A 21,222-nucleotide genomic window follows, 5' to 3' on the forward strand; every position below is an offset into this window, starting at 1 on the left:
CCATTCCTGCGCGACTCTCGCAACGCCCGGGGGAGCCTCGCCGCCGGCGCGCCCTGCGCGCGGCAAGAGGCTGAGAGGCCGAAGAGCTTTTTTTTTAAAAAGAGCGGCTCGGCGACCCTTCGAACCTGATCCAGTTCGCGCTGGCGTAGGGAGGCCGCATGTTTCTGATATTCCTCGGCCCTATCGGGCCGCATCGATGCTGATCGGCGTGATCGGCGCCGGCGTCGCCGGCCTGACCGCGGCTTTCGAGATCGCCCGCGCCGGCGCGGCTTTCGGCGCCGAGGTCGAGCTGGTGGAGAGAGCGGCGGGGCCGGGCCGCGGCTGCTCGCATTTCGCCGGCGGCATGATCGCGCCCTGGTGCGAGCTGGAGAGCGCCGAGCCCGTCGTCGCGACGCTCGGCGAGGAGGCGCTCGCCTTCTGGACCAAGGACATTCCCGTCGCGAAAATCGCCGGCAGCCTCGTCGTCGCGCCGCCGCGCGACCGCGCCGAGCTGACCGAATTTTCCCGTCGCACCCGGCGTTTCGAGCGGCTGGACGCGGACGCCCTCGCGGCGCTGGAGCCGGCGCTGGCCGGACGTTTCTCGGGCGGGCTCTATTTTCGCGAGGAGGCGCATCTCGAGCCGCGCGCAGCGATGGCGGCGCTGTTCGAACGTTTGCAGACAATGAACAATGTCCGCATCCGGCTCTGCGCCGATTCTGTCCCGCGGGCGGACTGGATCGTCGATTGCCGTGGCTTCGCCGCGCGCGGCGAGCTGGCGGCGCTGCGCGGCGTCAAGGGCGAGATGCTCGTGCTGCGCAGCGAGGAGATCGAATTGTCCCGCCCCGTCCGCATGCTGCATCCGCGCCATCCGGTCTATGTGGTGCCGCGCGGGCAGGGCGTGTTCATGGTCGGCGCGACCATGATCGAGAATGAGGAGCGCTCCCGCGTCACCGCGCGCTCCATCGTCGAGCTGGTCAATTCGGCCTTCGCCATTCATCCCGCTTTCGCCGAGGCGGAGATCGTCGAGACGGGATCGGATGTGCGGCCGGCGTTTCCGGACAATCTGCCGCGCATTTCGCGCCAGGGTCGGACGCTCTATGTCAATGGGCTCTATCGGCATGGATTTCTTCTGGCGCCGGCGCTGGCGCGTCGCGTCGCGCGCTTCCTCTTCACGGGTGAGGTCTTCCCGGAGGTCATGAATGCGAATCAGGGTGAATGGGCAGACGCTCGAGGTCGAGGCGCCCACGTTGGAGCGCCTCATCGAGGAATTGGGCTTTAGCGAGCAGACCGTCGCCACGGCGGTCAACCAGGAATTCGTGCGCAGCAAGGATCGCGGCGAGACGCTGCTGGTCGAGGACGATACGATCGAGATCGTCACGCCGCGGCAGGGAGGGTGAGGGGATTGTCGAACTTGCTACCTCCTCCACGAACTCCATGTTAGGGTCGGCCCATGAGCACGATCGTCACGGAAATCTACGACGCCCTCCGAGAAGCCGGCGCGAGCGAGGAGAAAGCGCGCAAGGCTGCGGAAGTCGTCGTTTCGACTCGAAGAACAGCGACGTTCAGCATGAGTTCGCCTTGCTGAAGGGCGAGTTCAACACCGTGAAATGGATGCTCGCGACCAATATCACGCTCACGCTTCTGGTGCTCGGAAAGCTGTTCCTGCACTGATGGCCGATGCGGTTTCCGGTCGAGCCCCGAACCAGCCGAATGCGATGACTGCGTCTCTCCTCCTCTATGGCGAGGTCCTATCCTCCCGCTTCCTGCTGGGCACGGCGCGCTATCCTTCGCCCGCCATTCTCGCCGAGGCGATCCGCGCGGCGGGAGCGGAGATCGTCACCGTCTCGCTGCGGCGGGAGGCGGGGGGCTCGCGCGCGGGCGAGAGCTTTTGGCGGCTCATTCGCGAGCTCGGCGTGCGCGTATTGCCCAACACGGCCGGTTGCCGCACGGCCAAGGAGGCCGTCGCCACCGCGCAAATGGCGCGCGAGCTGTTCGGAACCAGCTGGATCAAGCTCGAGGTGATCGGCGAGGAGGACACGCTGCAACCCGATGTCTTCGGCCTGGTCGAGGCGGCGCGCATCCTCAGCGACGACGGCTTTTGCGTCTTTCCCTATACGACGGAGGATCTCGTCGTCGCGGAGAAGCTGCTCGACGCCGGCTGCCGCGTGCTGATGCCCTGGGCGGCGCCGATCGGCTCCGGCCGCGGGATCAACAATCTCTTCGGTCTGCGGGCGCTGCGCGCGCATTTTCCCGATACGCCGCTCATTGTCGACGCCGGCCTCGGCGCGCCTTCGCAGGCGGCGGCGGTGATGGAGCTCGGCTTCGACGCGGCGCTGCTCAACACGGCGGTGGCGCGCGCCGGCGATCCCGTGGCCATGGCGCGGGCCTTCGCGCTCGCCATAGAGGCGGGCCGGGCGGCCTATCTCTCCGGCCTGATGGAGCCGCGTGACATGGCGGCGCCCTCGACGCCCGTGCTCGGCCGCGCCTTCGACGATGGACTCGAGGCATGAGCGCGATTTCGTTTCCACCTCCCCCTGGAGGGGGGAGGTCGAGCGCCGAAGGCGCTCGGGAGGGGGGTGAGCCCCCGAAGCTCGGGGATTGCACCCCACCCCGTCCTGCTGCGCAGGCCGACCCTCCCCCTGAAGGGGAGGGTGGGGCGCGCCTCTCGATCGAGCGTCATCCCGTCATGAGCGCGCTTTTGCTCGATCCCTTCTATCTCATCGTCGATTCCGCCGATTGGCTGCCCCGGCTGTTGCCGCAGGGCGTGCGGCTCGTGCAATTGCGCGTCAAGGATCGCGCGGAGGCGGCGCTGCGCGCGGAGATCGCCCGCGCCCGCGATCTTTGCGCGGCCCATGGCGCGCTGCTCGTCGTCAATGATTATTGGCGGCTCGCCATCGATCTTTCCTGCGATTTCGTGCATCTCGGCCAAGGCGATCTCGATACGGCCGATATCGTCGCCATTCGCGCCCATGGAATAAGGCTCGGCGTCAGCACGCATGACGAGGCGGAGCTGGAGCGGGCGCTGGCGCTCGACCCGGATTATGTCGCGCTGGGGCCGATCTATCCGACGCTGCTGAAGCAAATGGCCTTCGCCCCGCAGGGCCTCGACAAGATCGGCCAATGGAAACGCCGCATCGGCGCGATTCCGCTCGTCGCCATAGGCGGGTTGACGCCGGAGCGCGCCCGCGCGGCGCTGGCTGCGGGGGCGGACAGCGCCTGCGTCGTCACCGACGTTCTGCGCGCCGCCGAGCCGGAGGCACGGGCGCGGGAATGGGTGGAGGCGACGGAAGAAAAGCGCCTCAGGACGCCCCGCCGATCGGCCACTCCCCTTTGAACACATTGCCCTGATTGTCGCGCGCCTCGACGCGCATCACCTTGGCGCCATTTGGCTTGTAGGCGAAGCGAAAGCTCGGATCCTCGGACAGGGAAATTCCGCCCTCCATGGAGAAGATCAGCGCCTCGCCCTGGCGCACCTCCACCTTGTCGACATAATGGGCGGGAAGATAGGCGCGGGTGATCGGGTCCATCTGCAATCCCGAATTATTGGGATGGCGGATCATGATCTGCGCTTCGCGCAGCGCGGGGGTCTCGCTCGTGAACTCGCGATATTTCATCTTGCCGAGATTGGCGGCGGCCTCGTCCTGATCCTTGATCGCCGGGGCCGAGCAGCCGCCCGAGGCTTTCACGAATTTCGCCACCGAATGCAGGGCGCCATCGGCCGTTTGGCCGACGACATGCACATTGGTGTAGGAATTCACGCGCACGCGCGTCTCGATCTTGGCGACGCCGGCGCCCACGCCGAAGGAGAAGGCGGCGGCCATGGGCATGGGATTCTCGTCGATGACCAGCGTCGCCGCGCGCAGGCCCGGCTCGAGGAGGGTGATCGTCATCGGCACGATGGCGGCGTCCTCGGCCCGCTTCGGCGCATCGAGCGCGACGACGCCCTCATGCTCCTTTATCGCGCGGTCGTGGAAAATATCGGTGACGAGGCCCGGCCAAGGATCGATCTTGGGCTCCTGGGCCAGCGCCGCGCCGGCCCAAAAGAGGGCCGCCGCCGTCGCGACACGAAGGAGACCGGGCCGCGAGCCTCGAGGCTCGCTCTCATTCGGCGATTTGCGAGCCTGAAGGCTCGCGGTCCAAGGGCTCATCTGGCTTCCTCCGGCGCTTTTTAAAATCATAGCGCCCCGCGCGCGGGCCGCTCAAGGGGCCTCCCATTCCAGCTCGGCGAAGCCGGCCGTGGCGTTGCGCGTGTGATAATCCTCGAACAAAAGCCAATTGGGCTTTTCGCTGCGGCCGGCGGCCGCCGCCGCGTGCGCGAGACTCTCGCCCTTGGCGATAGAGGCGCGCAAATCGCGAGTGAGATGGTCGAGATAGGCCTTTTGGGCATCGAGCGCCTGCGGCCAGGGGGCGACCGCCGGCCCATGGCCGGGAACCACCCGGACCGCCGCGATCGTCCGCAATTCGTCGATGACGGAGAGAAAGCCCAAAAGGCTGCCGTCGACGATCGGAACATGCTGCAAAAACAGCAGATCGCCGGTAAAGAGCGTGCCACTCTGCGGATCGAGCGCGGTGAGATCGCTATCGCTGTGAGCGGTGCGCCAGGCTTTCAGCACGATTTTGCGGCCGCCGAGATCGAGTGTCGTCTCGCGCTCGACGGTGAGGGTCGGCGGGACCAGACTCACATCGTCGAGCAGCGTTCCCATCGTCTCGCGAAACGAAGCGAGATAATGCGGGCCGCGCGCCGCCATGGCGCGGGGAAGATTCTTGTGCCCGACGAAGACGGCTCCCGTGTCTCGAAAGGCAATATTCCCGAAAATATGATCGGGATGGACATGGGTGTCGATCACATAGCGGATGGGCTTGGTCGAGCGCTGCTGCAACGCAGCGAGAAACGCTTCCCCCTCGGCGCGGCTGCCGCCGGTGTCGATGACAGCGATCGCCTCTTCGCCGACAATCGCCCCGAGATTGGCGATACCGCCCAAGTTGTCGCGAGACATCAAAGCGGTCTCGCCCTGATGGACGAAGACGCCGGGCGCGATCTCGGTCAGCTCGAAGCTTTTCGCGCCGCTCGCGACGAGGCAGAGACACGCGATGGCGAGCCGTCGAATAGTGCATTGCAGCATCGGTTTTTCAGCCTCGCTTTTCGCCGGTTTCACGCACGAAATCAGGAAAGTCGGGAACTTGTTTTGGGGATTGCGCTTCAATTCTGTGCGACATATTATCCCGCCGTTTCCGACCTAAAAGAGGCTTTCCGGCCGGGAACCGGAAGGCGTCTCGACGGAGATGTTGGCGGGGCTGCGGGCGCGGCGTTCCGTCTGATCGACGTGGCAAAAACGAGGAAACGGCTTCCCAAAGCCTTAGGGCGTCGAAAAGGCGCGATGTCGGCGGCGTCGCCGGGCCTTTCGCACGGTGATGTCGTCAGGAGGAAAAGCTCATGCATAAGCTGTTGTTGTCGACTTCGGTGGGGATTCTCGCGCTGTTCGGGGCCGGCGTGGCGAACGCCGCCGACGCGCTTCTCGAGCTCCAGAAGAACCCGAAGGACTGGGTGTCGCCGACGGGCGACTACGCCAATCTGCGTTACTCGAAACTGAAGCAGATCACCACCGAGAACGTCGGCAAGCTGGCTCCCGCCTGGAGCTTCTCGACCGGCGTGCTGCGCGGCCACGAAGGCGCCCCGCTCGTCCTCGGCGACGTGATGTATCTGCATACGCCTTTCCCCAATATCGTCTACGCTCTCGACCTCAACAACGAAGGCAAGATCCTCTGGAAGTATGAGCCCAAGCAGGATCCGAGCGTCGTTCCGGTGATGTGCTGCGACACGGTGAACCGCGGCCTCGCCTATGCCGACGGCAAGATCTTCCTCGCCCAGGCCGACACCACCCTGGTCGCTCTCGACGCCAAGACCGGCAAGCTGGTCTGGTCGGTGAAGAACGGCGATCCGTCCAAGGGCGCCACTTCGACCGCCGCTCCGCATGTCTTCAAGGACAAGGTCTTCGTCGGCATCGCCGGCGGCGAGTTCGGCGTGCGCGGCAGCATCACGGCCTATAATGTCGCCGATGGCAAGCTCGCCTGGCGCGGCTACTCCATGGGCCCGGACAGCGACACGCTGATCGACGGCGAGAAGACCACCCATCTCGGCAAGCCGGTCGGCAAGGACTCGGGCCTGAACACCTGGGAAGGCGATCAGTGGAAGATCGGCGGCGGCACGACCTGGGGCTGGTATTCCTATGACCCGGAGCTGAACCTCGTCTATTACGGCTCGGGCAATCCCTCGACCTGGAACCCGTCTCAGCGTCCCGGCGACAATCGCTGGTCCATGACGATCTGGGCGCGCGATCTCGATACCGGCGTCGCCAAATGGGTCTATCAGATGACCCCCCACGACGAGTGGGACTATGACGGCATCAATGAGACGATCCTCGCCGACCAGACGATCGGCGGCGCCAAGCGCAAGACGCTCGTCCACTTCGACCGCAACGGCTTCGGCTACACGCTCGACCGCGTGACCGGCGAGCTGCTCGTCGCCGAGAAGTATGACCCGGCCGTCAATTGGGCGACCAAGGTCGACATGGACAAGAACTCCAAGACCTACGGCCGTCCGCTCGTCGTGTCGAAATATTCGACGCAGCAGAACGGCGAGGACGTCAACACCAAGGGCGTCTGCCCGGCGGCTCTCGGCTCCAAGGACATGCAGCCCGCGTCCTTCAACCCGGACACCGGCCTGTTCTATGTGCCGACCAACCACGTCTGCATGGACTATGAGCCCTTCCGCGTCAGCTACACGGCGGGTCAGCCCTATGTCGGCGCGACGCTGGAGATGTTCCCGCCGCCCGGCGACACCAATATGGGCAATTTCATCGCTTGGGACGCTCGCGTCGGCAAGATCGTCTGGTCCAACAAGGAGCAGTTCTCGGTCTGGTCCGGCACGGTCACCACGGCCGGCGGTCTCGCCTTCTACGGCACGCTCGAGGGCTATCTGAAGGCCGTCGACGTCAAGACCGGCAAGGAGCTGTATAAGTACAAGACTCCGTCGGGCATCATCGGCAATGTGATGACCTATGAGCACAAGGGCAAGCAGTATGTCGCGGTTCTGTCCGGCGTCGGCGGCTGGGCCGGCATCGGCCTCGCGGCCGGCCTGTCCAAGAGCAATGAAGGCCTCGGCGCGGTCGGCGGCTATAAGGCGCTGTCCGACTACACCGCCCTCGGCGGCGTGCTGACCGTCTTCGCTCTGCCCGACTACGCGCTGCCGATCGTCGCTCCGGCGAACTGATACGGCCAAAAATAAGATTGGCGCTCGGCGAACGCCCCGTGGCGCGTCGCCGGGCGCCTCGTGTTTAAGTGGATGGAAAGCTGGAGGATGGAGTAATGAGACTGCCGCTCGTCGGGGCCCTCGCCCTGAGCGTCTTCATGGGTGTTGGAACGACCGCGCGCGCCGAAGCGCCGGGAGACCCGACCGCGGTCAAGGAAGTGGACGGCAAGTGGTTCGACGCCCAGGGCAAGCCGACCTATAAGGTGCAGGCGGACGGCACGGTCGACTGGTACACTTTCTCCGGCTATCGCCGCTATCATGCCGAATGCCACGTCTGCCACGGCCCCAACGCCGAAGGCTCGACCTATGCTCCGGCGCTGAAGAACTCGCTGAAGAACTTCAACTATGAAGAATTCTACGGCATCGTCGTCGGCGGTCGCGAGAACAAGCAGGCGGGCAATGACAGCGTCATGCCGGCTTTCGCCGACAATAAGAACGCCATGTGCTATATCGACGACCTCTACATCTACATCCGCGCCCGCTCGACCGAGGCGGTCGGCCGCGGTCGTCCAGAGAAGAAGGCCGAGAAGCCCGCGGCTTTCGCCGAGGCCGAATCGAAGTGCATGAGCGCCAAATAGCGTCCGCGCGCGCCATGTCGCGCCGTCTCGCTTTTTCCCTGGTCGCCGTCGCGAGCCTGCTCGCGACGGCCCCTGCCCATTCCCAATCGCCGGGGCTCGTCGCGCGCCCTCGGGGCGCCGCCGATGACGCGCGCGGCTCGATCGAACTCGTCGATCCCAAAGTTCTGCGCGTCTGCGCCGATCCCAGCAATCTGCCCTTCTCCGACCGCGCCGGCGACGGCTTCGAGAATCGGCTGGCGGCGTTGCTGGCCAAGAAGCTCGGCAAGGATCTCGCCTATTCCTATTATCCGGGCGCGACCGGCTTCATCCGCAACACGCTCAATGCGCATTTGTGCGATGTGGTGATGGGAATGCCGCAGGGCGACGATCTCGTTCAGCCGACCAATCCCTATTATCGGACCTCCTATGCGGCGGTCTATCGCGCGGGCTCCGACCTCGAGGGGCTGACCTCTCTCGCCGATCCGCGCCTCGCCGAGGCCAAGCGCATCGGCCTCGTCGCCAACACGCCGCCGGGCAATCTTCTGGCGCGCTATGGTCTGCTCGGAGCAGTGAAGCCCTATCCGCTGGTCGTCGACACGCGCGTCGACGCGCCGGGCGCCGATATGATCCGCGATCTCGAGAGCGGCGCGATCGACGTCGCTATTCTCTGGGGGCCGATCGCCGGCTATCATGCGAAAAAATCCGCGGGCCGGCTGAAGCTGGCGCTGCTTTCGGGGGACAAGGGCGCGCGCATGAGCTTTCGCATCGCCATGGGGGTGCGCCATTCCGACCAGGAGTGGAAGCGCGAGCTCAATCGGCTCATCGCCCAAAATCAGAACGAGATCGACAGGCTGCTCGCCGATTTCGGCGTTCCGATGATCGACGAGGCGGACGCGCCCATCACGCCCGCCCCGGTCACGCCCGCCCCATGACGCGGCGGCCGACCGGCGCCCGTGGGTTCGTCGCCGCGATCGGCCTCGCGCTGCTCGCCGCAACGGCGGCGGCCGCCGAGACCGTCCCGGAGCCCGACGGCTACAGGATGTCGGATTTTCGCGCGGCCGTTCCCGCCACTCTGCGCGGCGCCCGCGTCATCGACACGCCGCAGGCTTTCGCGATCTGGCGGGACAAGGCGGCGGTTTTCGTCGATGTTCTGCCGCGCCCGCCGAGGCCCGACGGCTTGCCGCCCGACGCCGTCTGGCGCGACAAGCCGCGTTTCGACATTCCGGGCAGCGTCTGGCTTCCCGAGACCGGCTATGGCGAATTGGCGCCGGCCGCATTGCATTATTTCGAAAGCGGCCTCGCCAGGGCGACCGCCGAAGACAAAAGCCGGCCGCTCGTCTTTTATTGCCTCGCCGATTGCTGGATGTCGTGGAACGCCGCCAAGCGGGCGCTCGCGCTCGGCTATTCGAATGTCTCCTGGTTTTCTCGCGGCACGGATGGCTGGTCCGCCGCCGGCCATCCGTTGGAGCCGCGCCAGCCGGAGCCGCGCCCGGACTAAATCCTATTGCAGTGATAGGATAGTGGCCTCGCTCGACGAAGCGGGCTGCCGCCGCTGACGACGTCACATGCAGACGATTCGTGCTTGCGCGCGTCAAATAAATATATTTATCTAGTATGATTATAGATATATATGGGGGCCTTCATGACTTTCGAACTCGCGCCGCGCCGCTGCTTCCTCGCCTACCCCGCGCTTCTGCGCGCGATGCTGACCATGTCGTCCGCGCTCGCTTTGGCCGCGGCCGTCGCCGCTCTCGCGCGCGCCGAGGAGGCGCAAATCGCCGATGTCGTCGTCGGAGCCGGCGACCCGGGGCTCCCGGGCGAATTGTCGAAGCGAAAGGTCGAGGTGTTGAAAATCCCGCGTCCGATCGTCGTCGTCGATCCCAAGACCGCCGAACGCGAGCAGCTCTACAATCTGCGCGATTTCGCCCAAAAACTGCCGAGCTACAATCCGGGCCTCGGAAATCCACGCACCTCGCGTCCGGCGATCCGCGGCGTCGCCAAAGGCGCGGGAGCCGGCGACGGATCGGAGTTCGACACCGGCTTCATGGTCGACAATGTGTTCCTGAAGCATGTCGGCTTTCAATGGGCGAATTTCATCGACACCGAATCGCTCGAGGTCGCACTCGGCCCGCAGGGAACGAATGGCGGAAAGAACACGACGGTCGGCTCCATCGTGATCCGCACGCAGCTTCCGTCCTTCCAGCGCAAAGAAGTCTTCGAGACCCAGTTCGGCAATCATCTGCATGTTCTCCAGCAGTTCAACGCCACCGGGCCGATCATCGACGACAAGCTCGCCTATCGCATCGCCGCTTATTACGACAAGGGCGACGGCTATTTCTTCGATCAGATATCGGGCGCGAGCATGCCGGGCGACAATCGTTGGGGCGTGCGCGGGCAGCTCTATTATGTCGGCGAGAATTTCACCGACCGGCTGATTTTCAATTATTCGGCCTCGCACGAATACAACAACAGCGCCAGCGGTCCGATCGGCGACACGTCGTTGATCTACGCCAATGGCACGACGCCGGCCCGCAGCTATTTCCAAAATCTCCAGAGCCGGCTGGGGCGCTCGGTCTTGACGCTCGATCCCTACAAGTCGCTCAACACCAGGCTCGGCACGCTCGACGAGCGCCAGCATCTCGTCTCCAACGAGCTGAACGTCGAGGTCGGCCGGAACATTTTCACGTCTATCACTGCCTTCGGCAAGTTCCGCCTGCTGCCGCGCAACACCGGCGGCAATAATCTGACCGAGATCACCAACACCGCCTCGAACACTTATGTGGAGCAGTTCTCCCAGGAGTTCAGACTCTCCTCCCCCGAGGACCAGCCACTGGAGTGGAAGGTGGGCCTTTTCTCCTTCTACGAATATGTCTGGAACCGGTCCTACACGAATTTCGGCTCGGACGCCGCGGCTTGGTTCAGCGCACCGCGTCTGCTGCGCGACATGACCAACAATCGCGACGGCAAGGCGCGAGACCTGCAGATCGCCGCCTATGGCAACGCCACCTATCATATCGACGAGCAGTTCAGCCTGACCCTAGGGCTCCGCGACAGCTGGGAGGTGCGCTCGGGCTCCAATTTCAGCTGGAACACGATCGTTCCGGGCAATGGCGCGATCATCGAGCAGGTCGACGCGATCGTCGCCGGCGGCGGGCAGCGCTTCTACGACACAGGCGGACAGAAGGCGACGCTCAACGCGCTCACCGGCATTTTCAATCCGCAATACAAGGCGACCGAGAATGTGACTTTCTACGGTCTCGTCGGACGCGGCGAGAAGGCGGGCGCCGTCAACACCGGCGCGCAGGCCATATTCGTCGGCGGCGTGTTCCAGAAGTTCCAGCCCGTCATCACCAAGCCGGAGACCTCATGGGACTATGAGATCGGCGTCAAGACCAATTGGTTCGACGAGACGCTGATCATCAATGCGAATTTCTATTGGAACGATCTCTATAATTTCCAGACCAATTTCGTCGACACCTCCGTCGTCGACGCCAACGGCGTGCCGACGCGGCAGACCTATCTCGGCACGGCCAAGCACGCCCGCCTGCGCGGCTTCGAGTTCGACGGCCGCTGGAACGCCTATGAAGGGCTGTGGGTGAATTTCGCCGGAGCCATCACCGAGCCGCGCTGGATCGACTTCGACGATGCTCCGCTCGACGCCGCCTGGACATGGAGCGGCGGAGCCGTGGCGGCGCCGACCCAGGTGTCGAGGTCGCATTCGCGCTTCAACGATGTGCCGACTTTCGCCTTCAACGTGGGTTTCAACTACGAGCGTCCGCTCGGCGTGATTTTCGACGGCCTCGGCGATTGGGCGAATCGTCCTGTCACCGGATTCACCTACGCCAATGTCGCCTGGCGCGACAAATCCGAGCTCACGGACCCGACCGCGGTCATTCATTATTGGCAAGACGCTTACGCTTTGATCAACCTCGGCTTCGGCGTTCGCACCGACGACGACCGCTACAGCCTCAACGTCTGGGCGAAGAACATCGCCGACGTCCGGCCAATGGACTCTTTCAGTCCCGGCACGGCGACCAGTCCGACGACGATCGGCTTGCCCGACACGGTGCGGACTGTCGGCGGCACGCTGCGCGTGAAGTTTTTCTGATCGAGGATCGGCGCGAGGCGATCAGCCGGCCTTTCTCGCCAACGCCCACACCGCCGCGATGAAAAAGCCTTTGCAGAGCGGCAGCAGCAGCAGGGTGGAGACGACGGTCGCGGACAGCACCAGCGCCGCCTCCGCGCCGTAGGACAGCGTTGCGCGCGTCTCCAGAAATATGAGCAGCGGCACGATGATATGGGCGACGACGCCGATGGTGAGCCAGGCCGGGCCATCATCGGCGTCGACGCCGATGAAACTCTCCGCGCAATGCGGGCAGGCGTCGGCGCGCTTCAGATAGCCGTCGAAGAGCGCGCCCTGCCCGCAGCGGGGGCATTTGCGCAGAAAGCCGCGCAGCAGCGCGGTGGTCGTCGAGGGCCGGGCGATCGTCGTCGGCGTCATGGGATCACTGCGTTTCCGCGCCGGGCGTCACGCCGAGCTCGGCGAGGCTGAAGGAGAGCTCGGGCGCGAGCATGGGCTCGAGGCGCGCTCCGCCGGCGAGCTCGACGATCTCGGCATAGCCCGCCGCGCCCAGCCGGCGATGAACGAAGGTCACGGCCCGCACGGCGTCGACGACCCAGACCTCGCGCACGCCGAAAGCGGCGTAGACGCCGATCTTGCGGCCCTTGTCATAGGCGAGGCTCGAATCGGCGATCTCGATCGCCAGCAGCAGCGCCGGCCCGTCGAGGGCCGTCAGCGGGAGGCCGCGTGGAAAGACGCAGAAATCCGGCTCGACGAAAGTGCGCGCGTCGAGGCGCAGCGTGGTCTCCGGGATAATGGCCAAATGGGCGGGAGCCGCCTTCTGGAGGAAACGATTGACTTCGCCCTTCACCCATTCGTGTCGGGCGCCCTTGGGCGACATTGGCACGACCTCCCCGCCGATCAGCTCGAACCGCTCGTCGTCATCGATGATGCCGGCGCGCAGCATCTCCTCGATTTCCGCCACGCTCCAGCAGCGCCGGGGGAGTCCCTCGGCGGCCTGAGTCTCGAGCGGAAGGCCGATCGGGCGCAGATGCGGGTTCATGCAGCGCAATATAGCGCAATCCCGGCGGGATTTCGCGTGTCAATATTGGCCGGCGAGCGAGGCTTCCAGCAATTCCGCCTCCGCCGCGGACAAGCCGAAGAGATCGTAGACGATCGCATCGATCTCCCTCTCCCGGATTTCGATCTCGGCGAGGCGCTCGGCATCGTCGGGGTCGGCGGCCGCATCGCAATTGGCGCGCGCCAGCGCCGTGAGCCGGTCCGCGGCCTGCGGGTCGAAGTCGGGCAGCGGCAGCGGCTCCAAATATTGCGCCTTCAGCCGCAGCCGCCATTTGCCGCCGCGCAGCGGATTGGAGACGGCATGCAGCACGAACCAGCAGAGCCGCGAATTGAGAAAGGCGAGCAGAGCGAAATCGGCGCAGGGCAGGCAGAAACAGGTCGCGTCGATGAGGTCGCCGCTATCGTCGAGCGCGAATTTCGGCCCTTGCGAAATGTCTGGAAAGACGATCTTCGGCGCCGCGAATCCAGGGCGATAGGCGAGCTGCGCCTGCTGCAGCTCGAACCATTTTTGTCGCGTGGCGCGGCGCTCCAGCCGTGAGCGCAGCGGCGTGAGCCATGCCTCCACGGCCGGATATTCCGCAATGTCGAAAGCGCCTTTCGGCGCATCGACGAGCCAGTCCTCGCTCGCCCTGCGCCAGCGGCCGATGCTCGCGCCGCGCATATAGGGCTTCAAAATCTCGGCGCTGCGCGGATCGGCGGCGACGAGCGCGTCGCGCGTCGCGCCGTCGATCACGAAAGCGTCGTTGAGCCCCGTCTTGATCCCCCAGAGCGGCGATCCATAGACCTCGCGCAGCGTCTTGCGGCCCTTCGCGATCTTCGCGCGCAGCCGCGCCAGCGCCTCCTCCTCGAAACGCCAGACGGAGGCGCCGAGCCGAGCCTGCGGCATGCGCCGCGCTTTCTCCGCAAACTCCGTTTCGAGGTCCTTCGGCGCGCGCTCCTTCAACAAAACAAAGGAAAGATCGCCGCGCTCGGCGCTCTTCCTCAGCGTCACGATCGCCGGATAGGTGACGACATCGTCGAAGACACGCAAATCGCCGAAGTCGACGACGCTCTCGATCATCGCATTTGCCGTGAGGAAGCGGCGCAAGCTCTCGCCGGCGCCGGTGCGAAAGAAGCTCGACGAGGAGATGAATCCCAGCCGACCGCCATCTTTCAGCAATCGCACGCCTTTCTCGAAGAAATAGGCGTAGAGATCGGCGCGCTCCGCGGCGACGGCGTAATGTTTCGCGAGATAGGGTTTCGCGGCTTTGAGATATTCCATCCGCACATAGGGCGGATTGCCGATGACGACATCGAAGCCGCCGGGCGCCGCAATATCGTCGATGAGGCTGTCGCCGGCGCGCAAATTGTCGCGCGGACCGTTTGGCTCGCTCGTCGTGCCGATCTTCGGGCATCGGCTCCATAGCGCATGGCGCGCGGCTTCCACCGCGTGCGCATCTATGTCGACCCCGAAGAGATTATTGGCGATCGTCTCGCGCGCCACATCGAGCGCGATCATCGCGCCGAGCGCAATCTCCTCATAGCGTCGCGCCATTTCGTCGTAGGCGACGTCGAGAAGCGCGCCATCGCCACAGGCGGGATCGATGATCTTGAAGGAACGGAGAGCGTCGAGCCATGCGCGCCAGAAGGCGGGCGTCTCGCATCCGCCATGCTGCGCGAGGAGCGCCGCGCGCCGCTCGTCGAGCGACAGCGCAATGGTGCGGGCGACGAGAAAACGGGCGATGGGGGCGGGCGTGTAGACGACGCCGCGGCGCTTGCGTCCTTCGGAAAGCCGTCCTCGGGAGACTGATTCATCCATGAATGCGAATGCGCCGACTGCTGCCGCTCACAGCGGCGACGGATTATTCCGCTGCGAGCGGCCCCGACAATTCGCCGCCGGCTTCCATTTCCATCCGCAGCCAATCCGGGCACATGTCGTAGCCGTTCGGCCATGTCGGCGCGCCGTCCTCGAGCCGTACCTTCGCAAAAAATTCGGGATCACGAAACGGAATTGCCATCGGACCTTCCTCCCGAAGGAGCGAGGAGCAGTCGTGAAGGCCCGAGGCGCCATCCTGAAAACGGACAGCGATGCAGTAATGGCCTACTGCCGCGATCTGAACGACCTCGTTCGGCATCGAACCCATCGATCTGCTCCAACGTCTCGCGGCGACGCCAGTTTGATTCGAGGTACATCCGAATGGCGATGCCGTAGAACGAAGCGATCGTCGGCATCGCCAATAGCTCAATTGTCCAGGAAGCTCCGCAGCTTCCGGCTTCGGCTCGGGTGCTTCAGCTTCCTCAGCGCCTTCGCCTCGATCTGACGAATGCGCTCGCGCGTCACCGAGAATTGCTGGCCGACTTCCTCGAGCGTATGGTCGGTGTTCATGCCGATGCCGAAGCGCATGCGCAGCACGCGTTCTTCACGCGGCGTGAGGGACGCCAATACGCGCGTCGTCGTCTCGCGGAGGTTGGACTGGATCGCCGCCTCGATCGGCAGAACGGCGTTCTTGTCCTCGATGAAATCGCCGAGATGCGAATCCTCCTCGTCGCCGATCGGCGTCTCCAGGCTGATCGGCTCCTTGGCGATCTTCAGCACCTTGCGCACTTTTTCCAGCGGCATGGCGAGCTTTTCGGACAATTCCTCCGGCGTCGGCTCGCGGCCGATCTCGTGCAGCATCTGGCGCGAGGTGCGCACGATCTTGTTGATCGTCTCGATCATATGCACCGGAATGCGGATCGTGCGCGCCTGATCCGCGATGGAGCGCGTGATCGCCTGCCGAATCCACCAGGTGGCGTAGGTCGAGAATTTATAGCCGCGGCGATATTCGAACTTATCGACCGCCTTCATCAGGCCGATATTGCCCTCCTGGATGAGGTCCAGGAACTGCAGGCCGCGATTGGTGTATTTCTTGGCGATGGAGATCACGAGGCGCAGATTGGCCTCGACCATCTCCTTCTTCGCCTGCCGGGCCTCGCGCTCGCCCTTTTGAACCATATGGACGATCTTGCGGAACTCGGCGATCTCGAGGCCCGTCTCGGTGGCCAGCGCGTGAATCTCGCCGCGCAGCTCCTTGATCCGGTCCTTCTCGTTGGCGACGAATTCCTTCCAGCCGCGCGAGCCGAGCTTGGAGACGCGCATGATCCATTTCGGATCGAGCTCCGAGCCCTGGAACTTGTCGATGAAGTCCTCGCGCTGCACGCCCTGCGCATCGGCGAGGCGCAACAGCTTGGTCTCATAGCCGATGAGGCGCTTGTTGATGTCGTAGAGCTGCTCGACCAGCGCCTCGATACGGTTCTGGTTCAAGGAGAGAGATTTGACGTCGGTGACGATCTCTTTCTTGAGCTGCTTGTATTTGCGGTCCTGCGCCGGGGTCAGCGTCTCGTTCTTGAGCTTGTTCTCGACATTCTGATCCTGCAGCCGGCGCAGCTTCTTATAGGCGTCGGCGACGCGGGCGAAGGTCTCCAGCACTTTGGGCTTCAGCTCGGTCTCCATGGCGGAGAGCGAGACGGAATTCTCGAGGTCGTCCTCCTCCTCGAAAGCCTCCTCCGGCGGCGTGCCGGCGTCGCCCAGCGCGGCCGGCGGCGAGCGCGGCGCGGTGGCCGGCGCGAGATCGGACGGCGTGACCGGCGGCTTGCCGGCGTTCTTGCCCTCGGGGCCGGCGTAGGTGGCCTCGAGGTCGATGATGTCGCGCAGCAGGACCTTGCCGGCCTCGAGCTCCTCGCGCCAGATGATGATGGCCTGGAAGGTCAGCGGGCTCTCGCAGAGACCGGCGATCATCGCCTCGCGGCCGGCCTCGATGCGCTTGGCGATGGCGATCTCGCCCTCGCGCGACAAAAGCTCGACCGAACCCATTTCGCGCAGATACATGCGGACGGGATCGTCGGTGCGGTCGGCGGGCTCCGAGCTGCGCGTGGCGACGGCTGTGGCGCGGGGCGACTCGACGAGCTCGCCGCCTTCGGCCTCCTCCTCCTCCTGCTGCTCCTCGCCCTCGGCGTCGTCCGGATCGTCGCCCTCGGAGACGGTGATGCCCATCTCCTGGAGCATCGCATAGACGTCCTCGATCTGGTCCGAGGAGACTTCCTCGGAGGGCAGAACGGCGTTGAGCTCGGTATAAGTGACGAAGCCGCGCTTCTTGGCGAGCTTGATCATCCGCTTGACGGCGGCGTCGTTGAGGTCGAGCAGCGGACCGTCGGCGGTCTCCACTGCCACTGCGCCCTCGTTTTCGACCTTCTCGTCGTCTTTTTTCGCCATTCTTCGCTCCAAGCCCCACTCCACGCCGCCTTCCCGAGCCGAAGGCTGCGCCATGCCGGGATCGTTAACTTTCTCGCTCGCCGCATTTTAACGAAAACCACAGCGCCGACCGCATGACAAGCCGGCGGACTCCGCAACGGACCCGACCGATTCGCTCCAGCCCACAGTCGCGGCCAGGGCTTAACGTCCGCCTAACCAAATCCGTAGAGCTTTGGCTCGTCGGCCGTTCGGCTTGCCGGTCAAAGGCTTCTCAGCGAACGGCCCGATTGGGAACCGAACCCGTCGAGAGCGGCTTCGGTTCCATCGAGCGCGTTCAATTGCGCCTGAATATCGCTTAAACGCGCGGAATCGTGGTCGTTGGGGGCAATCGCCAACCTCGCCTCGATTTTCCGAAGTTCTTTATCTAATGCGCGCACGCGATGTTGCAAGACGAGAGCTTGACGCAAGCTCTCGCCGGCGTCCGCCGGAGCCGCCTCTGCGCGCACGCTCCACAGCGTCGCATGGGCTCCCATGCCGGCCAATTTCTCGCAAAATGCTTGTAGCCCGGCTTCGGCGGCGGCGCGAGCGAATTCTTCGCGCGCGCCGCTTCCGTCGGCGAGGCTGCGCACCAGCACGGCGCGCAGCCGCTCGCCTTCGGCGGAGGCGAAGTCCAGCGCCGCAACCGCCTCGAGATTGGCCGCGAGCAGCTCCGGGTGATTCAAGAGAATCAACAAAATGAGCGCCTCGCGCGGGGCGATGGCGGGCGTCGTGCCGCGATAGAGCGGGGAATTGGCGAGGGCCGCGCCGATGGTCAGCGGGCCGCGCCTGGGCTCCGCATCGCGGCGGAAGCGCTGCTGCTGTCCGCCGGGGCGGCGCCCCTCGGGCCGACGCTGAAATTGGCCGCGCGTGCGGCCGAACAGCGAATCGCAGCGGTCGGAGAATTCTTTTTGATAGTGTCGGCGCAAACTCTCGTCGGCGATGGCGCGGCCGAGCTCGGAGAGGCGACGCTCGAGCCCGGCGCGGCGCTCGGGCGTGTCGAGCAGCGCGCCTTCCGTCTCCCGCGCCCATAGGAGATCGACCAGAGGCCGCGCCGCCGCCACCGCCGCGGCCACGGCGGAAGGGCCGGCGGAGCGATAGAGCTCATCGGGGTCCTGGCCGTCCGGCAGCAGCACGAAGCGCAGGCTGCGGCCGGGGCCGATCAGCGGCAGGGCCGTGTCGATCGCCCGAAAGGCGGCGTTGCGGCCGGCCTTGTCGCCGTCGAAGCAGAGAATGGGCTCCTCGGCGTGGTTCCACAGCAGGCCGCATTGCTCGGCCGTCAGCGCCGTCCCCAGCGGCGCCACCGTCTGCGGAAAGCCGGCCGCGGTCATGGCGATGACATCGACATAGCCCTCGACGGCGATGATGTTTCCCGCTTCATGAGCGGGTTTGCGGGCGTTGTGCAGATTGTAGAGCGTCGCGCCCTTGTGGAAGAGCGGCGTCTCCGGCGAGTTGAGATATTTGGCCTTGGCGTCCTTCTCCATCGCCCGCCCGCCGAAGGCGATGACGCGGCCGGAGCGGTCTGCGATCGGAAACATGATCCGATTGCGGAAGCGGTCATAGGGGACGGCAATGTCCTCGCCATGGACGAGCAGACCGGCCTCGATCATCGTCTCGACGCTGGCGCCCTTGCCGGCGAGATGGTCGCGCAGCGCATAGCGCTCGCTCGGCCCGTAGCCTAGCCGAAACTGCGCCTGCTCTTTTTCACCTAGTTCACGGCGGGCGAGATAGGCGCGCGCCTCGGCGCCGGCCGGGCCGCGCAGCTGCTTCTCGAAGAATTGCGCCGCCCATTCCAGCACTTCGGTCAGCGAGCCGCGCCGCTGCTCGGCCTCCTGCGCCTCTTTCGTCTCCACCGGCATGGGCAGGCCGGCCATGCCGGCGAGCCGCTCGACCGCCTCGGGAAAGGTGAGGCCCTCGGTCTCCATCAGAAAGGTGAAGCCGTCCCCATGCTTGCCGGAGGAGAAGTCCTTGTAGAAGCCCTTCTGGTCATTGACATAGAAGGAGGGCGTCTTCTCCGCCTGAAAGGGCGAAAGCCCGCGCCACTCGCGCCCCTCCTTCTTGAGCTTGACCTTCTTCGACACCACTGCCGAGACCGGCACGCGGGCGCGAATTTCATCGAGGAAGGAGGGAGGGTATCGCATCGTGTCCTAGTAGCATTGTCGACGCATTCGGCGCGCGCGGCGTCGGCTTTGTGCCCGCTACCCACAATACGGTCGGTCGGCAGCCCACTCGACATGCAATGCGATTGTATATACGCATCCCTTCGTCGAGCGCTAGGCTCGAGCCGCGGGGCGAACCGGAATGAAGGACAGATCGAGCGGGAGCGGTTCGAAAACCGCGCAGCGCACGGGCGATCGAGAGGACGCCGAAATCGATGCGGCGATCGCGAGCGATCCCGATTGGGCGGAATTCGAGCCGATCGACTGGAGCAAGGCCGAGGTCGTCATTCCGCCGAAGAAGCAGACGATTTCCATCCGGCTGGACCAGGACCTCATCGACTTCTTCAAGAAGGAAGGTCCCGGCTATCAGCGGCGCATCAACGCTGTCCTGCGGGGCTATGTGAGAGAGCGGCGGCGCTGAGCGCGAGCGCCTCTCACGCAGGCTCGCGCACTTTCTCCTTCTCTGGCGCTGTTTCCGTCGCGACGGCGAGAGCGGCCAGCTGCTTCGGCCGATAGGCGGGGTCGATCTCCGCTTTTTCGCGCACCGGGCCGAAATCCTCGCCGGCGTTGATCGGGCGGATGTAATCGCCGCTCCAGGTCACATATTTGGCGAGGCGCTGGTCGGCGAGCGGATAGACGGAGGGCAGGCCGAGCGTCGCCGGCAGCTTCACGAGCAGCACGGTGGCCAGACGATAGAAGAATGTCTGGCTGTTCTGAATCTTCTCGGCCGGATCGGGTCCGAAGGGCCGGGTGAAGGAGAGCTTCACATTGGCGAAGTTCAAAAGCTTCAGGCCATTATCGGCGGCGCGCTCGGCCATCCACACCAGCGCATAGTCGGAGAGGCCGTGCTCCTCATAGCCGCCGCCGACATTGGAGTGCACGCCCGGAAACCAGCGCTCGGTGTAGAAGGGAAAGCCGCGCTCGGCGATGTTTCTCGCATTGCGCTCGCGATGATAGTCGGTGAGCGCGATCGGCGTCGGCCGGAAGGGCCAGCGACGCTCGTCCGCCGCCAGCGCGTGATAGGCGGAATCGACGCTCGTGCTCAGCGTCACATCGTGAAAGCTCGTGTGGAAGAATTTGTCGATGAGCCGGCCGAGAATTTCGCCATAGGGTGCGCCGAGCGCGCCGACCGTGTCCCACACGCCGAGGAATTTGACCTTGGCGGGATAGGGATGGCAATTCTCGTCGCGGAATGTCTGCGCGGAGGCGCCGCCCGGGCGCCACTCCTCGGCCCTGTCCTTGTAATGGTCATAGGCGATGGAGACGAGCGGCAGATTCCAGCGTTGCAGCACGCCGAGATTGTGAATGAGGCCGGCGATGCTGCGCGCCGTATAGGCGCCGCGGCTGAAGCCGAAGAGATAGATGTCGTCGCCCGGTTCGTAATTGCTGACGATGAAGGCGTAGGCGTCCTTGATATTGTCGGAGATGCCGAAGCCGAATGCGCCGCCGACGACCTTCTCGTCTTTGCGTGTGCCGACTCCGGCGATGTAATGGGTGAGCTGCGGATTGCCGTCGGCGTCGACAAAATCGGTGGCCTGCAGCATTCGCACGACATTGGTGCCGCGCTCGGTCGGCTCGTTCCACGTGCCGTCGCAAAAGATCACGAGCTTCTTCTTGGGCTTGGTCGCGGTCATAAACGTCTCTTTCGCAAAAACCGGAGCGTCGAAAAAATCGCGCGCCGCAATAGAGTGTTTTCGAGCGAAGTGGGAACCGGTTCGCGGGAAGAAAACACGACAGAACAAGGAGAGTGATTCCGGTTCGATCCGAACCGGAATCACTTGTCTTATGACTTTTCCTGCCGCTGAGGCAGAAAGGAACCGCTGGGAGAGGGT

The 21,222-nt window shown here is 64.8% G+C and carries 19 protein-coding genes and 1 riboswitch; of the genes, 10 read left to right on the forward strand and 9 right to left on the reverse strand.

From position 1 onward, the window contains the following. The first annotated feature begins 18 nt into the window (after nt 1-18). A riboswitch (TPP riboswitch) is annotated at nt 19-169 on the forward strand. A gap of 27 nt (nt 170-196) precedes the next feature. From KP010_RS15400 to KP010_RS15415, 4 genes are all read left to right on the forward strand, one after another. Continuing rightward, complete coding sequence (locus KP010_RS15400; protein WP_216281054.1) at nt 197-1,258, forward strand: FAD-dependent oxidoreductase; 1,062 nt, start codon at nt 197-199, stop codon at nt 1,256-1,258. Then, a complete protein-coding gene (thiS, locus tag KP010_RS15405; RefSeq protein ID WP_245267409.1) occupies nt 1,227-1,376 on the forward strand; it encodes a sulfur carrier protein ThiS in 150 nt (49 codons plus the stop codon). Before KP010_RS15400 ends, thiS begins: the two co-directional genes overlap by 32 nt. Before the next feature lie 318 nt (nt 1,377-1,694). After that, the gene (locus KP010_RS15410; protein ID WP_142861873.1) at nt 1,695-2,489 is read left to right on the forward strand and encodes a thiazole synthase; all 795 of its coding nucleotides are present in this window, start codon (nt 1,695-1,697) and stop codon (nt 2,487-2,489) included. Between the two features lie 176 nt (nt 2,490-2,665). Further along, entirely contained in the window at nt 2,666-3,313 is a 648-nt protein-coding gene (locus KP010_RS15415; RefSeq protein ID WP_216281055.1) for a thiamine phosphate synthase, read from the forward strand. On the opposite strand, the gene KP010_RS15420 is transcribed toward KP010_RS15415, so the two are convergent. Then, nucleotides 3,279-4,127, reverse strand: a complete 849-nt coding sequence (locus tag KP010_RS15420) for a quinoprotein dehydrogenase-associated SoxYZ-like carrier (RefSeq protein WP_167398725.1) — start codon at nt 4,125-4,127, stop codon at nt 3,279-3,281. The genes KP010_RS15415 and KP010_RS15420 overlap by 35 nt on opposite strands. Nucleotides 4,128-4,178: 51 nt before the next feature. Then, entirely contained in the window at nt 4,179-5,102 is a 924-nt protein-coding gene (locus tag KP010_RS15425) for a quinoprotein relay system zinc metallohydrolase 2 (protein ID WP_142861871.1), read from the reverse strand. Between the two features lie 311 nt (nt 5,103-5,413). Between KP010_RS15425 and xoxF5 the strand changes: the two genes are divergently transcribed. The 5 genes from xoxF5 (at nt 5,414) to KP010_RS15450 (ending at nt 11,953) form a co-directional block, all read left to right on the forward strand. Further along, nucleotides 5,414-7,249, forward strand: a complete 1,836-nt coding sequence (gene xoxF5, locus KP010_RS15430; protein ID WP_108917860.1) for a lanthanide-dependent methanol dehydrogenase XoxF5 — start codon at nt 5,414-5,416, stop codon at nt 7,247-7,249. Between the two features lie 137 nt (nt 7,250-7,386). Then, complete coding sequence (locus tag KP010_RS15435; protein ID WP_108917883.1) at nt 7,387-7,866, forward strand: c-type cytochrome, methanol metabolism-related; 480 nt, start codon at nt 7,387-7,389, stop codon at nt 7,864-7,866. Between the two features lie 14 nt (nt 7,867-7,880). Continuing rightward, nucleotides 7,881-8,777 (forward strand): substrate-binding domain-containing protein, encoded by an 897-nt coding sequence (locus tag KP010_RS15440; protein WP_108917882.1) that lies wholly within the window; start codon nt 7,881-7,883, stop codon nt 8,775-8,777. Further along, on the forward strand, nt 8,774-9,343 hold the full coding sequence (locus tag KP010_RS15445) for a PQQ-dependent catabolism-associated CXXCW motif protein (protein ID WP_142861870.1): 570 nt from the start codon (nt 8,774-8,776) through the stop codon (nt 9,341-9,343). Before KP010_RS15440 ends, KP010_RS15445 begins: the two co-directional genes overlap by 4 nt. Nucleotides 9,344-9,487: 144 nt before the next feature. Further along, on the forward strand, nt 9,488-11,953 hold the full coding sequence (locus KP010_RS15450) for a TonB-dependent receptor (protein ID WP_246659725.1): 2,466 nt from the start codon (nt 9,488-9,490) through the stop codon (nt 11,951-11,953). A 21-nt stretch (nt 11,954-11,974) separates the two neighbouring features. Here KP010_RS15450 and KP010_RS15455 read toward each other — a convergent pair whose 3' ends face one another. The 6 genes from KP010_RS15455 to dnaG all read right to left on the reverse strand — a co-directional run bounded on the left by KP010_RS15455 (nt 11,975) and on the right by dnaG (nt 19,372). Continuing rightward, nucleotides 11,975-12,346 carry a DUF983 domain-containing protein gene (locus KP010_RS15455; RefSeq protein WP_142861869.1) on the reverse strand — a complete coding sequence of 124 codons (372 nt, stop codon included), beginning with the start codon at nt 12,344-12,346 and terminating at the stop codon, nt 11,975-11,977. A gap of 4 nt (nt 12,347-12,350) precedes the next feature. Further along, nucleotides 12,351-12,968: a Uma2 family endonuclease gene (locus tag KP010_RS15460; protein ID WP_142861868.1), complete on the reverse strand. Its 618-nt coding sequence runs from the start codon at nt 12,966-12,968 to the stop codon at nt 12,351-12,353. Between the two features lie 39 nt (nt 12,969-13,007). Further along, complete coding sequence (locus KP010_RS15465; protein WP_142861867.1) at nt 13,008-14,783, reverse strand: Eco57I restriction-modification methylase domain-containing protein; 1,776 nt, start codon at nt 14,781-14,783, stop codon at nt 13,008-13,010. Between the two features lie 43 nt (nt 14,784-14,826). Further along, nucleotides 14,827-15,108, reverse strand: coding sequence for a DUF2442 domain-containing protein (locus KP010_RS15470; RefSeq protein WP_207783360.1), 282 nt, complete (start codon nt 15,106-15,108; stop codon nt 14,827-14,829). Between the two features lie 98 nt (nt 15,109-15,206). Next, on the reverse strand, nt 15,207-17,216 hold the full coding sequence (gene rpoD, locus KP010_RS15475; protein ID WP_142861866.1) for an RNA polymerase sigma factor RpoD: 2,010 nt from the start codon (nt 17,214-17,216) through the stop codon (nt 15,207-15,209). Between the two features lie 239 nt (nt 17,217-17,455). Beyond that, on the reverse strand, nt 17,456-19,372 hold the full coding sequence (gene dnaG, locus KP010_RS15480) for a DNA primase (RefSeq protein WP_142861865.1): 1,917 nt from the start codon (nt 19,370-19,372) through the stop codon (nt 17,456-17,458). A 160-nt stretch (nt 19,373-19,532) separates the two neighbouring features. Between dnaG and KP010_RS15485 the strand changes: the two genes are divergently transcribed. Continuing rightward, a complete protein-coding gene (locus KP010_RS15485; RefSeq protein ID WP_216281056.1) occupies nt 19,533-19,811 on the forward strand; it encodes a BrnA antitoxin family protein in 279 nt (92 codons plus the stop codon). 13 nt (nt 19,812-19,824) lie between these two features. On the opposite strand, the gene KP010_RS15490 is transcribed toward KP010_RS15485, so the two are convergent. Further along, complete coding sequence (locus KP010_RS15490) at nt 19,825-21,024, reverse strand: DUF2235 domain-containing protein (protein ID WP_142861863.1); 1,200 nt, start codon at nt 21,022-21,024, stop codon at nt 19,825-19,827. Nucleotides 21,025-21,222: the final 198 nt, after the last annotated feature.

The sequence above is a fragment of the Methylosinus sp. KRF6 genome (assembly GCF_018887255.1).
GTDB lineage: Bacteria > Pseudomonadota > Alphaproteobacteria > Rhizobiales > Beijerinckiaceae > Methylosinus > Methylosinus sporium.